Below are 13806 nucleotides of genomic sequence, written 5' to 3' on the forward strand. Positions count from 1 at the left end.
ACGTTTATGGAATTTTGGCAACAGTTATATACAAAACTTCAACATAGGCAAAAGGTATACCTACTAACGGTAATTGAAAACCTTGGTAGTTCTCCAGGTAGAAAAGGTTTTAAAATGTTAATTACTGAAGATGGTTTTATTTACGGTTCTGTAGGTGGTGGTGTTATGGAATTTGCGCTTGTTGAAGAAGCAAAACAACTATTACAACAAGAGAATCCACCAACGTTTAGTAAAAAACAAATTCATAAAGGAAATATCAAAAATGGTTCGGGTATGATTTGTTCTGGTGAACAAACAGTTGCTTTTCATTGCTTAGACACTAAGCATCGTTCAATAATATCAACCATTATTTCTTCTTTACAGCACGGTAAAAAAGGAACTTTACACTTATCTCCTATCCTATTTGATTTTACTCCTGATATTCTAGAAAGTCAGTTTGAGTATGACATCAACTCGAAAGAAGATTGGTATTTTAAAGAACATATCGGTTTTAAAGAAACCCTGTATATTGTTGGTGGTGGACATGTAGGCGTTGCTGTTTCTGAACTTTTTGTAAAGCTAGGTTTTTATGTGGTAGTTTTTGACAATCGAGAAAACCTCAACACATTAGAAAACAATCAAACTGCTCATAAAAAACAGGTTATTGATTATAACGATATTGAAAACTACATAGAAGAATCTTCTTCAAGCTATGTAGCTATTATGACCAATAAATATACTGATGACAAGTTGGTATTGAGTAAGCTCCTTAAAAATAACTATCAATTTTTAGGTGTTTTAGGTAGCAAAGCAAAACTACAAACGATGTGGGAAGTTCTGCAAAACGAAGGATTCACTCAAAAAGAATTGAGTAAAGTACAAGCACCTATTGGACTTTCTATAAAAAGTGAAACCCCTGAGGAAATAGCGGTAAGTATTGCGGCACAAATCATACAAATAAAAAACACTTAAACCGTATAAAGAGTAATGGATCAACCAAATGAATATAAAACCTTTTTAACAAGCGTTTTAAATCGTTATGCTACGGTGAGTAACGAAGCAATTTCTTCTTTGTTTTCAGCTGCAAAAATTCATGATTTAAAAAAGGGAACCACCCTATTACCTTTTGGTAAAATCTCAAAACACGTTCATGTACTTTACAAAGGAGCTGTAGTATCGTGTTTTTTACATAAAAACGGTACGGTATATCATAAAAATATCTTTTTATCAGGTAGTTTTATAGGTTCTGTAGTATCATCACTTACCAACACACCTTCTCAATTTTCTCTAGAAGTTATAGAGGATTCTACAGTTATTAGCTTTCCGTATGATGTATACAGACAACTTATTAAGGAAAACCAAGATTTACAAAACTTTTACATCGCTTATCTTGAAAAAAACTGGGTAATTGATAAAGAAAAACGAGAAATTGATATTGTTTTAAAAGAAGCTAAAGAACGGTATCTTGATTTTGTAAACGCTAACCCTAACATAGAAAATAGAATACCATTACACTATATCGCCTCACACTTAGGCATTACTCCCACTCAGTTAAGCCGAATTCGTAAAAGCATTAAAAAAAGTGTGTAGCAATCAACATATGTAAAGAAAAAAGTTTTATTTCCTTTCCATCTTTGCAGTATGAAAATATTCTTTTTATACTTTTTGGCCTTTATTGGTGGAGTATCACTAGCTGTTCAAGCAGGATTTAATACGCAACTAGGTACTATTGTAAAACAACCTGTTATTGCTGTTATAGCCACTTCTATAGCCAGCGCTATTTTTGGATGCTTATTCATATTTCTATTTAAAAAAGAAAGTATTCAACTAACTATAGCGCAACAAGTACCTTGGTATTTATGGTTCATTGGCGGACTTTTTAGCATGATTGGTATTTCTCTTTATTTTTACACCATACCAAAGCTAGGTATTTCAAAAATGATTGCTTTTGGTCTATGTGGTCAATTGATTTTTTCGTTATTCGCAGGAAAATTTGGTTGGTTAAACCTGCCTGTTGAGCCTATAACTACCAAAAAATGTATTGGGATTATTTTCATGGCAATTAGTATTATTTTAATCAACTCAAAATGAAAAAAGTAGTATCAAACATAAACAACTTAACCTCTTTATGGAAGTCTGCTGCGGCTCCATACCAAGGTTACCATAAAGAAACATCTTTTGAAAGCGCTTATATTGAAAATGCTAAATGGCCCAATAGAATTTGGACTAACCTCTCTCCTTCTGCTAATCAGCTAAAGGAGATACAACAGCAAATGATTAGTAAAGACAACCGTTTTACATTTTCTTTATTTACACTTCCCAATCAAGAAAACAATATGGAGCTTGACGGTAAAATCCAGTTAAAGTCAACTCAATATGGAATGAGTTTAGAACTAAAAGAAAAGTTTGAAACTCAAAGACACATCGATTTTAAAAGAGTAGAAAACACAAAAGAAGCTGATGTTTGGAGCAATGCCTTTTTTAAAGCCTTTAATTACGAAATAAGTACAGCAACCATTTTAAAAACTAAAGAAACCATACCCTACTATCTTGTTTATTTTGAACAAGAACTTATAGGCACCGTAATTTTATACACTACTAATACTGTTGCCGGCTTACATAGTTTGGGTATTATACCTGAAAAAAGAAAACAAGGTTTTGCTACCGAAATTATGCGCCATACATTGAATAAAGCTATTGACAACAACTTATCCTTAGCTACATTACAAGCCTCTAAAATGGCAAAAGAAATGTATTTAAAATTAGGGTTTTCTTTAGACTTTTTAATGAAAAATTATGGTATTGTCAATCCTTCTTAAAAGTACAGCATATTAACACACATAACTTTTGAACTTAGTAAAAAAATAGTAGGTTTGAAGCTACTAATGAGAGAGGATGAATTATAAAGAAGTCTTTAAAACAATTGAGGAAACTTACACTCCGCTATCTACTGAGTGTCAACAAGAATTAATTGCCGGTTCAAAAGTTTGTGCATATAAAAAAGGAGACATTGTTGTACGAGAAGGGCAATTCTCAAAAAAAGTCTTTTTCATTGTACAAGGATGTTCAAGAGCATATTACTTAAAAGATGGTAAAGACATTTCTGATTGGTTTACTTTCGAAAATCAGTTTATGGCTTCCATCGTTAGCTTTTTTAGCAATGAACCAAGTCCGCATTATGTTGAATTTATTGAAGATTCAACCGTTTTAGAATTTTCAAAAGATACGGTTGATAAGCTTTCTCAAAAGCATCACGACTTTGAACGCTTAATTAGTAAGATAGTCACTGAAACCATGTTAGGGCTTTGCGAACGATTATACACCATTCAATTCAACAAAGCAGAAGAAAGGTATAAACACCTGCTAAGTATTTATCCTTTTATAACCAACAGAATTCCCCTTACACATATTGCCTCTTATTTAGGAATAACTCTTGAAACGTTGAGCAGGATAAGAAACCCCAAAAAACGAATTTGATTTATATCAAATGATAAGCCTTCCATTTACAGCAATTTTGCTAACAAATACAATAACAATGGAAGATAACAACAAACAACAACTAAAGTCAATCTGGGGAAAATGGTGGGAGCCTATTAGAAAGTGGTTTTATCCTGCTTGGTTAATCTACGAAACTTCAATTCGGTTTTATGAGTATGCCTTATCGGTTCATATGTACTTTAAGAATCCGCAAAACAATATCGCTTCTTATATAGGAGAAGCTAGCACCCAAATTTTAGGCATTTTTTGTAGCCTAAGCACTTTTGTAATTTGTACTGCCTTTTTAACAATACCTACCTGTTTTATACTGTATAAGTTTTTCAAAACAGAAAACTTAACAGGTTCTCAATTTGAAGCAACATTAAAACCTATTTTTTAAGATAAATGAAGAAAATACTCATTATAAACGGACAACCAGACAAGGAAAGTTTTAATTATGCCCTTTCTGAAGCTTATAAAACAGGCGCTAAGAAATCGACTGCTGAAGTACAAGAAATCAACATCCGAGAATTAAACTTTAACCCTAACCTTCAATTTGGCTATCGAAAACGAACAGAACTTGAACCTGACTTATTAGAAGCACAAGAAAAAATAAAGTGGGCAGACCACTTAGTATTGGTATACCCTATTTGGTGGGGCTCAGTACCTGCAATTATGAAAGGTTTTTTAGATCGGGTTTTACTCCCTGGCTTTGCTTTTAAAAAAAGAGAAAAGTCTTTATGGTGGGATAAATGTTTTACAGGAAAAACAGCCAGAATAATTTGTACGTTAGACCAACCTGCATGGTACTATAAATGGTTTTATAGAAGCCCAAGCCATAATGCAATGAAAAAGCTAACATTAAACTATATAGGAATAAAAAAAGTGCGAATTACTACTATTGGTCCTATAAGACTCTCAAAAGAAAAGTTTAGAGCTAAATGGTTGAAAAAAGTAGCAACTCTTGGAAAAATGAACAAGTAATAGTACCTCTATTATCCATTCAAGATGCTAACAAACATTTTTCTACACAATACGATATGTAATCTTTTTATTGTTTGGTATCACTTTCCTTAGGCTTCGTGTGTTGACCCGATTAGGCTTCGTGTGTTGACCTGATAAAAAAGTTACTCTTTTTTATCTTATTTTTTTATATTTGAGAGTGTTAATAAAATTGCTAAAAGTTCCGCATATCCTACCGTAAAAAGAATATAACAGTAATTTTATTATGTATATAAACTAGTTTAGCCAATTAAAAAAAATGAGTAACTATATATTAGCAATTGGAATAGACAATTATCAAAATTGCACGAAACTGAATAATGCAGTAAGGGATATTAATAATATCATTGAGGTCTTGACTGAAAAATACGACTTTAATAAAGAAAACATAGTGACCTTATTAAACGAAGAAGCATCCCTTGAAAATATTACAAACGAATTAGAAAACTTTCTTTCTACTCAAGACGAAAGTCATAATTTAATAATTCTATTTTCTGGGCACGGAGAATTTGATGATTTACTTCAAATGGGATACATTCTACCTCAAGAAGCAACACCTTATTCAAAGGCTACATATTTACCTTATTCAACTCTATTCAGTTATGTAAAGGCTTTAAAGTCTCATCATATTTTACTCATTTCAGATTCTTGTTTTTCTGGTAGCGTTTTCACACCATATAGGAAAATCGAAACATCAAAAGAAAAGTTAGACAAAATCCCTTCTAAATGGGCTATCACTTCTGGAAGATTAGAACCCGTTTCTGATGGAGAACCAGGAAAGAACAGCCCATTTGCTGAATCTTTAATCAAAATACTAAATGAGAATACATCAGCTTTAAGCATATCTGAATTATCCAATAGGATAGTTTCAGAGGTCTCTGGGCAAGTTGAGCAAATTCCAAGAGGAGAACCGCTACAAGCTTTTGGACATAAAGGTGGAGAATTTATTTTCAATCGAAAGAAATCAGATAAGAAAATAAAATTATCAAAGGAAAAAGCAAAAGACTTTTCTGAAAGAGAAGAACTTTTGAAGTTGATAGAAGCTAATTATGAATTAGAAGAAAGAATTGAGGATGCAGAAAATGAAAATAAAGCTGGTACTATCAGAAGATTAGGAAAAGAAAAAGAAAGTTTAAATAATATTCTAAATAAAGAATTACTCAAAGAACTAGAAATTCAGAGAGTTTATGTCTCTCAAAACATTTCATCAAATGATAGCTTACCTATAAAGTATCTCGAAAAATACGATGAAATACTTGAGGTTAGAAAAACAAAAATTGAAGCAGTAAAAAAGCAAAAATATGACGATGCTGCAAGATTGAGGGATGAAGAGAAAGACCTCGAAAAAGAACTTGATGAAATCCTAAATCACGAGCAGCTTTTATCACAACTTGAATTGAGTATTGAATCACTTTACAGAGATTATTTTATTAGTCAAATGATTATGAATACTCAATCAAATATAAAGTTTGAAAAAAGAGATAAAATTGAGAATATATTCGGAAGAATTTTATTTCTTGATTTATCTTTTAAAAATGGTAATATATCACCATTTCTTTATAAGGACAATAGAGAAAAATTATTAAATGTTTTAAAAAGTGAGTTGTCATAAAACTGGCTCTAACACCATATATAATTCATTGATTTTTCTCGCCTACTTTTTATCCTTTTGAACAATAGCACACTAAAAAACCCTTCTCTAAATAGAAAACACCTCAAATGACACAAGAACTCTATCAAAAAGCAATAAAATTTGCTGGAGAAAAACATAAAAATCAAAAAGTTCCTGGAACAAACTCTAACTATTTGCTACATATCTCTAACGTTGCTATGGAGATAATCTTAGCATATAATGTAAATAACAATTTCGATTTGAATTATGCTGTTCAATTAGCGCTACTCCACGATACATTAGAAGATACTGATACTGACTTTTCAGAGTTATTGAACATGTTTGGAGAAAAAGTTGCTATTGGAGTTCAAGCATTGACTAAAAATAAAAATCTTGATTCTAAAAAAGAGAAAATGACAGACAGCTTGAACCGAATAAACAAACTTGAAAAAGAAGTTGGAATGGTAAAATTAGCAGACAGAATTACAAACCTTCAAGAACCACCAAAACATTGGAAAAAAGATAAAATTCAAAACTATTTATCTGAAGCTATCGTAATTAATGAAACACTAAATAACAAGAATGAATATTTAAATAAAAGGTTAGAAAATAAAATTGCTGAATACAAAAAGTATATTAAATAAAAACATTCCACGCTACCAACCCTTAGTATAAGTAGCCAATTCCCCCTACTCACAAAAATTGCTACCATATCTTTAAACTACATTTCTTTACTAACATTTTTCTACACGGTAGCATATACCACTGTTTAAAATAGCTCCCCTTACTATGGGAGAGTCACTCCCCTTAGGCAAGGAGTATCATTCCCCTTACCGTGGGAGAGTCATTCCCCTTAGGCAGGGAGTATCGCTCCCCTTACCATTGGGGTGTCATCCCAATTAGGCTTGGGGTGTCGCCCCGATAAAAACCACACCCTATTTTCACTCCATAAAAACAACCAACAAAAGCTAGCCTTTCTAACAAAAAACACTCTAAAAGAGCATATTACAAACACTATCTTAATCTAACCACGCTTAAAAAGTCTAATTTTTTTCATATCTTCTCATGGTCTAACCACTTAATAATAAGCCTTAAACGCAAAAGTCATGAGGAACAAACTAAAAAAAGACTTAGGATTATTTGATGTTTTTGCCATTAGTACTGGAGCTATGTTTAGTTCTGGTTTCTTTTTACTACCAGGAATCGCCTCACATTACACAGGGCCTTCTGTATTTTTAGCCTACTTACTTGCAGGTGTATTAATACTGCCCACCATGTTTAGTATTGCTGAAATATCAACAGCCTTACCACGATCAGGTGGAGCATACTTTTTTTTAGACAGAAGCTTAGGTCCACTCATGGGAACTATTGGCGGACTGGGTACGTATTTCGCTTTAATGCTTAAAACAGCCTTTGCTATTATTGGTATTGGTGCATATGCCGCTATATTTTGGGAAGTACCTACCAAAATAGTTGCCATTGTGGCTACTCTCTTTTTTATGGCGTTAAACTTAGTAGGTGCTAAAAAAACCTCCGCCTTTCAAAAGGTGTTTGTCATATTCCTATTAGTCATTTTAGTTGGTTTTATTGCAGATGGTCTTTTCTCCATCTTTACCTCAGATACTATTACCAACGAATCTATCAATAAACAATTTACTCCTTTCTTTTCAAACGGATTTGGAGGAATGTTTACCACCATAGGTTTTGTTTTTGTTTCCTATTTAGGGCTCACTCAAATAGTAAGTGTTGCAGAAGAAATTAAAAACCCTGAAAGAAATATTCCTTTAGGTATGATACTTTCTTTAGTCGTTACAGGATTAATTTATGGTTTGGGTGTTTTTATTATGGTTACTCTTATTGAACCTACTGCCTTTGCTAACGAACTAGCACCAGCAGCTACAGCCGCAGAACAACTTTTTAAATGGTTGCCCGATAATGTAGGAGTATTATTAATGTCGGTAGCAGCACTTGCCGCTTTTGCCTCAACAGGAAATGCAGGACTATTATCTGCATCACGATATCCGTTTGCCATGGGACGCGATAAATTGTTTCCTGCTATTCTAGCCAAAATTGGTAAAAAAGGAAGTCCTATAGTCGCTATATTTTTAACTACAGCATTAATTATTGTATTCATTCTACTATTATCAGAAGAAGGTATTGTAAAGCTTGCGAGTACCTTCCAATTATTGATTTTTATCTTTATTAACTTTTCTGTTATCGTTTTTAGAAAAAGTAAAATAGAATCGTACGACCCTGGGTATTTATCTCCATTATATCCGTTTATGCAAGTTATCGGAATTGTTATTTCATTCATCCTTATTATTTATTTAGGATGGATGCCCATACTTTTCACCTCTGGTATTATTGTAATAGGCCTACTTTGGTATCACTTCTATTCCAAAGGAAAAGTAAAACGAGAAGGCGCTATTTTTCATTGGTTTGCGCTTTTAGGGAGGCATCAGTACGACGAGTTGGAAAATGAATTAATGACTATTTTAAAAGAAAAAGGACTTCGTGAAGGCGATCCTTTTGATGAAACCGTAATTACATCGAAAATAAAAATAATTAAGGATACTACTAACTTTGACAAGGTCTTAAATATCGCTTCCGATTACTTTTGTAGGGAGTTAGACCTCAACAAAGAAGGTGTACTACACAAGTTTTTCCAATCTATACCCGATGAATCTGTGATAGCGTTACCTGGTATTTTAGTTTTTCATGCCAAGTTTAAGAGTGTTACGCATCCTTCCATGAAAATTGTTATTTCTAAAAACCCAATTAAAGGTGCATTTCCGTCTGAAAACTATGAGTTTAAAAAGCCCATACAAATCTGTGCTTTTCTAATTAATTCTGATGAAAACCCAAAACAGCAATTGCGCATGCTATCGAGACTTCTTGATATTTTAGAACGAGAGCACATCGTAAAAACCTTGCTTAAAATGAATAGCCACAGAGAAATTAAGGAGTTTTTACTACAAAACGAGCGATTTGTAAGCATCAAACTACTCGAAGGAACTCCGCAAGACTCCATGATAGGAAAACAGCTAAAGGAAATTCAGTTACCAAAAGATGTTTTAGTAGCTTTGGTTGAAAGAAACGACAAAACGTTTACCCCTAATGGTTCAACTGTTTTTCTAAAAGATGATGTACTTACTATACTTGGGGAAACCAAATCTATCGCAAAACTGTATAAGGAATACATGAGTTATGAAATAGATAAGCTGGATACGGAGGTGACTACTTAATTTTTGGTTTGATTTCTAAGGTTTAAAATAGCTATATTCGCTACCAGACTATATCGGTTTATTAAAACGGCAGATACTTTAAACCCTTTTTAAATAATAAAAACAGCTGAGCTCAGAAAGTGAACTTAACAGAAAAAAATATAGATGATATCATCCAAAAAAGTAATTTTTCATCATTTATGAATAATTCAAAATGGGAAAAACTATTTGATAATTTAGTTAAGGAATTTGACTCCGTATTTATCAAGTATAAACTTATTGGACGGGAAAAAGTTCTGGAAACTGAATTTGATTTTGTTGATTTCTATCCTTTTTTCATAGAACCTATTTTATATAAAGAAATTGAATGGGTTGAATTTCCTGAAAAAATGCAAATGATTAATAATAAACGGATTTCAAAACAAACAATTTCTGAACATAGCCAAGACATTACTAAAATTAAAAATTTGATTAATAAAATTGGAGATTTTGATATAGAGAAATATAATGGAATTTTAAGATTATATGGGTATAAATAATGCTATACTATAATCCACAATTATAATTCCTTTGAATTCAACTATACCCAAATCTACTCGGAATCACTAATACAAATTCTTAAACAAAAACCATTCTTTTTAACCCAATAATTAAACAGTAAAAACTCCCTCTCCCAACTTTCCAAAAAAATCTAATTAACGTATCTAATAGTATTATTCTATACTTCTTAAGTTATATCTTTGGTAAATCGTATCTCATGCTGAAAAAGATTAAACTACAAAATGGACTACCAAACATACGAACCACATACAGATTTAAGCTCCATTATTAGTTGTTATTGGACTTTGGAAGTACCTATACTTTCCGAACCACAAAAACAACGAATTGTACCAGATGGTTGTATAGAGATGGCATTTATTCTTGGAGACGATATCAAACGGTACACTTCCGAAAATGACTTTATACTTCAACCACGGGCAATGATATTGGGACAAACAATTGAGCCATTTTATATTGAACCAACAGGTTATGTCAATACTTTTGCCATTAGATTTTATCCTTATGGGTTTGCCAATTTTATTTCTGGACCAATCAACAACTTGGCAAATAAAGAAACGTCACTAGACCTACTTTTTGACAAGAAAACCGCAGATGGTTTACAACAAAAAATAATCAACGCTGAAAATACGATACAACGTATAGACATAATCGAAAAGTTTCTTTTGGATACGTTTAACGACCAAAAAACAATTCATAATATTGTAAAAAATACTGTTGATGCCCTTCTAACTACAAACGGAAGTGTTTCTATAAACTCAATCCTCCAATACGACCTATCTAAAAGAAGACAGCTTGAAAGAAACTTTAAAAAACAAATTGGAGTAAGCCCCAAACAATTAGGGAAAGTAATTCGATTGCAAACAGCTTTAAAATTGATGCTTAACCAAAAGTCTAAAAACCTAACCGATGTTGCCTATAAAAGCGACTATTTCGATCAAGCTCACTTCATCAAAGACTTTAGAGAATTTACAGGAATAAACCCCAAAGAGTTTCTTACTGACGAAAGCTTGAAGCTTTCTACTCTTTTTTACAAATAAGCTAAGGTGTCGCATTTTTACAATTTCAACTAATTTTCTGCTCTTAGTTTTGCATCAATAATACTAAGCTGAAAATGAAAAACAACACACTTATTGCCATTATTACCCTACTTTTTTGCTTTGTGTCTTGCAAAAACAAAGACACTACAGTCGCTAAAACAACGCAATCTCAAGAATCAATCACTAAAAGCATACAACAGATGAAAAGTTATGTCTCAATTTTCGAAATTCCAGCAACCAACATTACACGAGCCGTTAATTTTTACAAAGAAATTTTAGGAATAGAAATTGAAAGATTCCATTTTCCAGAAATGGAAATGGGGGTATTTCCTTACCAAAATCAAATGGTTACAGGAGTAATTATACAAGGCGAAGGTTATGAACCTTCTGCTAGCGGAGTTACCATTTACCTCAATGGTGGAGACAACCTGCAAACTATTATTGATAAAGTAGGAGAACATGGTGGAAATATTGTGATACCTAAAACACCTCATGCTGACGAAAACGGGTACTTTGCTATTTTTCTCGACTCAGAAGGAAATAAGATTGGACTTCATTCGCCAAATTAAAAAAACAAACTCCTAATAATAAAGGGAAGTAATAATGGTTTGGGTACTAACTCAAACCGTTATTTCTTTTTATTAAAGTGTCTTAAAAACAAACCCATAAATTTATAAAGTCAGCTACAACTCATATATCAAACGAAAGCAAAACTCCCTGTATAAAACCATTCCTTCCCCTTTTCAAAAAAATCTAATTAACGTATCTTGCAGTCTTATTAAAAGACACCTATAATGCAAGACAAAAACTTACATACTTATATAAAAAATGTTGTAGAAAATATGCCGGCAGATTGGTTAAACCTAACCACGCACCGTCTGGATATTTATGTAGAAAAACTAGCCAAAACCCAGTTTTTAGAACAGTTTGAAGATTTGTATAAAAACAACAATACTGCTGCTTCTGCTTTAAACGAGTTACCAACTGCGTACGATTATATTCGTTTAGGGCATCCGTTATCATCTGTATTAGAATGGACGATTGCCAAACTATACCATACAAAAGCAGAAAATGTAATTAGTTTTTCGTCGCAAACAGTTCCTGTATTGGCTGTATTAAGAGCGAATTTGTTTGCTAATAAAAACACGCAAATAGTATACACCAATGAAATCCCTGGCTTTTTTGATGCAGAAGTAATTAAAAATGTATACGGATATCAGTTTGAATTAAAAAAGGTGGATAGTGTTGAAGCTATTCCTGAGTTTGATGGTAGTACGGTACTTATTGTTGAACAAGAAGCTATTTGCAACTTTACCATTGTACAAAACGTTGATTTCTACATCAACACACACCCAGAATTAGGAAGCTTTTTATTAGTTAACGGTGAGCAAAACGATTCTTATATTTCAGACATTCAACATGTAAGAAGAAGAGAAACTATTGCCATGACTCCTGCTAATTCGTTAAAAGCGTTAAAAAGCCTTATCGATGAGCCGTATGAGGTTACAGTAACTGACGTAGCACAAAACAAAGCAAAGGTTGAGAAACTCATCAATGAAATTACCAATACCAGTACAAAAGCGTTGGTAGCATCAAGTGGACTTTCAATACAATACGCCATTTTAATGGGATTGATTGATGATGCTCTAGAAAACCATCAAGGAAAAGCTATTAAAATTGTAGTGCCTCCAAACTGTTATGGTGGTACAAACGACCAAGCGAGACGTGTTGCTGCTTGTTTAAACAACGTAGACATTGTTGATTTACCTGTTGATGGAGATAATGATATGGTAGAAAGTATTGATACCGTGTTAACCAACATTGCTGCACAAGATGCGGTTCCTTATATCATTGCTGAAATTCCAACCAATCCAAGAGTAGAAGTACCAAACCTTACCGATTTAAGAGATGTTTTGAGTAAGAAACGTACGACTCCTACCGGTGAAACAGCGATTGATCCTGTATTTATTTTAGACCAAACTTTCTGTCCGAATGTTCACTTTTTAGGAGATACAGACATGTTAGCCAATATTAGAACTATTTCGTTTGCAAGTGGTTCTAAATTCCCAAGTGGTGGAAAATGTACTGCTGGGTACTGTGTTGGAAACAAAACCACCAATGCTTTAATAGAAAAAATAGAAAAGCATTTACACATTTGCGATAACGAGGCTACACCACTTCAATATGAAATATTAGCTGCGCAAATGCCTTCTATGACGCAACGAATTAGCGATGCTTATAAGAATACTCGTGAGTTTGTAAACTTTATCCACGAAGTGTTACCTGATGCTAAAATCAATTTTGTTTCTGAGGAATTAGCAGCACAAGGATTTATGCCATCAGTATTTTCGTTAGACCTTCCTACCAAAGGAAATACTGCGGAAGAAAAAGAAGCCTATAAAAGAGCTTTAAACTTAAAGCTTATCAATTTAATGATTACTGAAATTCCAAATGAAAGTAAGTATTGTGTAAGCTACGGACAGTTAAAAGGTTGTTACTGGACGATTCCTGCAACCTCAACCCAAGGAACTACCAAAGAAGGTGATAAAGATTATATTGCTCGTGTAGCGCTTTCTCCTAATATGGATTTAGAGCTTCATAAAAAAGTATTCTTAGACTTTGTAAAAGGTATTTAAGAACTATAAAACGTCATAGCGAGGAGTGATAACGACGTGACTATCTTACTCTCTACATAAAGATTACTTCGTTATCACTCGTAATGACAAAACAAAACGTTGTTTCGACTATATGAGTGACTCCTATTTTAAAGATTTCGCCTTTCGTTACACATTCAGTTCGAAATGACAAAAAAAACGTCATTTCGAAAGAGGCTACGACTGAGAAATCTCAATAATCAGAGTAACCAACCTTAGTGAGATTTCTCCCTTCGGTCGAAATGACGTTTATTTATTAT

General features: G+C 32.9%; 14 protein-coding genes. All 14 read left to right on the plus strand.

Annotated features, from left to right (window positions below; all coding sequences use genetic code 11):
• Positions 1–6 precede the first annotated feature (6 nt).
• Positions 7–951, plus strand: coding sequence for an XdhC family protein (locus LCI24_RS09510; protein ID WP_274640170.1), 945 nt, complete (start codon positions 7–9; stop codon positions 949–951).
• A gap of 15 nt (positions 952–966) precedes the next feature.
• The gene (locus tag LCI24_RS09515; RefSeq protein WP_274640171.1) at positions 967–1569 is read left to right on the plus strand and encodes a Crp/Fnr family transcriptional regulator; all 603 of its coding nucleotides are present in this window, start codon (positions 967–969) and stop codon (positions 1567–1569) included.
• Between the two features lie 51 nt (positions 1570–1620).
• Complete coding sequence (locus LCI24_RS09520; RefSeq protein ID WP_274640172.1) at positions 1621–2070, plus strand: DMT family transporter; 450 nt, start codon at positions 1621–1623, stop codon at positions 2068–2070.
• Entirely contained in the window at positions 2067–2798 is a 732-nt protein-coding gene (locus LCI24_RS09525; protein ID WP_274640173.1) for a GNAT family N-acetyltransferase, read from the plus strand. The genes LCI24_RS09520 and LCI24_RS09525 overlap by 4 nt, the downstream gene beginning before the upstream one ends.
• A 76-nt stretch (positions 2799–2874) precedes the next feature.
• Positions 2875–3456, plus strand: a complete 582-nt coding sequence (locus LCI24_RS09530; protein WP_274640174.1) for a Crp/Fnr family transcriptional regulator — start codon at positions 2875–2877, stop codon at positions 3454–3456.
• A 58-nt stretch (positions 3457–3514) separates the two neighbouring features.
• Complete coding sequence (locus LCI24_RS09535) at positions 3515–3856, plus strand: hypothetical protein (RefSeq protein ID WP_274640175.1); 342 nt, start codon at positions 3515–3517, stop codon at positions 3854–3856.
• Between the two features lie 5 nt (positions 3857–3861).
• The gene (locus LCI24_RS09540; RefSeq protein ID WP_274640176.1) at positions 3862–4440 is read left to right on the plus strand and encodes an NAD(P)H-dependent oxidoreductase; all 579 of its coding nucleotides are present in this window, start codon (positions 3862–3864) and stop codon (positions 4438–4440) included.
• A gap of 277 nt (positions 4441–4717) precedes the next feature.
• Positions 4718–6070 (plus strand): caspase family protein, encoded by a 1353-nt coding sequence (locus LCI24_RS09545; protein ID WP_274640177.1) that lies wholly within the window; start codon positions 4718–4720, stop codon positions 6068–6070.
• A gap of 107 nt (positions 6071–6177) precedes the next feature.
• The gene (locus tag LCI24_RS09550) at positions 6178–6714 is read left to right on the plus strand and encodes an HD domain-containing protein (RefSeq protein ID WP_274640178.1); all 537 of its coding nucleotides are present in this window, start codon (positions 6178–6180) and stop codon (positions 6712–6714) included.
• Positions 6715–7176: 462 nt separating this feature from the next.
• Positions 7177–9315, plus strand: a complete 2139-nt coding sequence (locus LCI24_RS09555) for an amino acid permease (RefSeq protein ID WP_274640179.1) — start codon at positions 7177–7179, stop codon at positions 9313–9315.
• A gap of 119 nt (positions 9316–9434) precedes the next feature.
• Positions 9435–9833, plus strand: a complete 399-nt coding sequence (locus LCI24_RS09560) for a DUF6678 family protein (protein ID WP_274640180.1) — start codon at positions 9435–9437, stop codon at positions 9831–9833.
• Between the two features lie 243 nt (positions 9834–10076).
• Entirely contained in the window at positions 10077–10892 is an 816-nt protein-coding gene (locus tag LCI24_RS09565) for an AraC family transcriptional regulator (protein ID WP_274640181.1), read from the plus strand.
• Positions 10893–10966: 74 nt separating this feature from the next.
• Positions 10967–11461, plus strand: a complete 495-nt coding sequence (locus tag LCI24_RS09570) for a VOC family protein (protein WP_274640182.1) — start codon at positions 10967–10969, stop codon at positions 11459–11461.
• 225 nt (positions 11462–11686) lie between these two features.
• The gene (locus tag LCI24_RS09575) at positions 11687–13528 is read left to right on the plus strand and encodes a PLP-dependent aminotransferase family protein (RefSeq protein ID WP_274640183.1); all 1842 of its coding nucleotides are present in this window, start codon (positions 11687–11689) and stop codon (positions 13526–13528) included.
• Positions 13529–13806 lie beyond the last annotated feature (278 nt).

This window comes from Tenacibaculum larymnensis (genome assembly GCF_028829235.1).
Taxonomy (GTDB): domain Bacteria; phylum Bacteroidota; class Bacteroidia; order Flavobacteriales; family Flavobacteriaceae; genus Polaribacter; species Polaribacter larymnensis.

Bases quoted from the DNA above. Each gene is read 5' to 3' on its own strand.
- LCI24_RS09510 (WP_274640170.1), top strand. From the start codon at position 7: ATGGAATTTTGGCAACAGTTATATACAAAACTTCAACATAGGCAAAAG.
- LCI24_RS09515 (WP_274640171.1), top strand. From the start codon at position 967: ATGGATCAACCAAATGAATATAAAACCTTTTTAACAAGCGTTTTAAAT.
- LCI24_RS09520 (WP_274640172.1), top strand. From the start codon at position 1,621: ATGAAAATATTCTTTTTATACTTTTTGGCCTTTATTGGTGGAGTATCA.
- LCI24_RS09525 (WP_274640173.1), top strand. From the start codon at position 2,067: ATGAAAAAAGTAGTATCAAACATAAACAACTTAACCTCTTTATGGAAG.
- LCI24_RS09530 (WP_274640174.1), top strand. From the start codon at position 2,875: ATGAATTATAAAGAAGTCTTTAAAACAATTGAGGAAACTTACACTCCG.
- LCI24_RS09535 (WP_274640175.1), top strand. From the start codon at position 3,515: ATGGAAGATAACAACAAACAACAACTAAAGTCAATCTGGGGAAAATGG.
- LCI24_RS09540 (WP_274640176.1), top strand. From the start codon at position 3,862: ATGAAGAAAATACTCATTATAAACGGACAACCAGACAAGGAAAGTTTT.
- LCI24_RS09545 (WP_274640177.1), top strand. From the start codon at position 4,718: ATGAGTAACTATATATTAGCAATTGGAATAGACAATTATCAAAATTGC.
- LCI24_RS09550 (WP_274640178.1), top strand. From the start codon at position 6,178: ATGACACAAGAACTCTATCAAAAAGCAATAAAATTTGCTGGAGAAAAA.
- LCI24_RS09555 (WP_274640179.1), top strand. From the start codon at position 7,177: ATGAGGAACAAACTAAAAAAAGACTTAGGATTATTTGATGTTTTTGCC.
- LCI24_RS09565 (WP_274640181.1), top strand. From the start codon at position 10,077: ATGGACTACCAAACATACGAACCACATACAGATTTAAGCTCCATTATT.
- LCI24_RS09570 (WP_274640182.1), top strand. From the start codon at position 10,967: ATGAAAAACAACACACTTATTGCCATTATTACCCTACTTTTTTGCTTT.
- LCI24_RS09575 (WP_274640183.1), top strand. From the start codon at position 11,687: ATGCAAGACAAAAACTTACATACTTATATAAAAAATGTTGTAGAAAAT.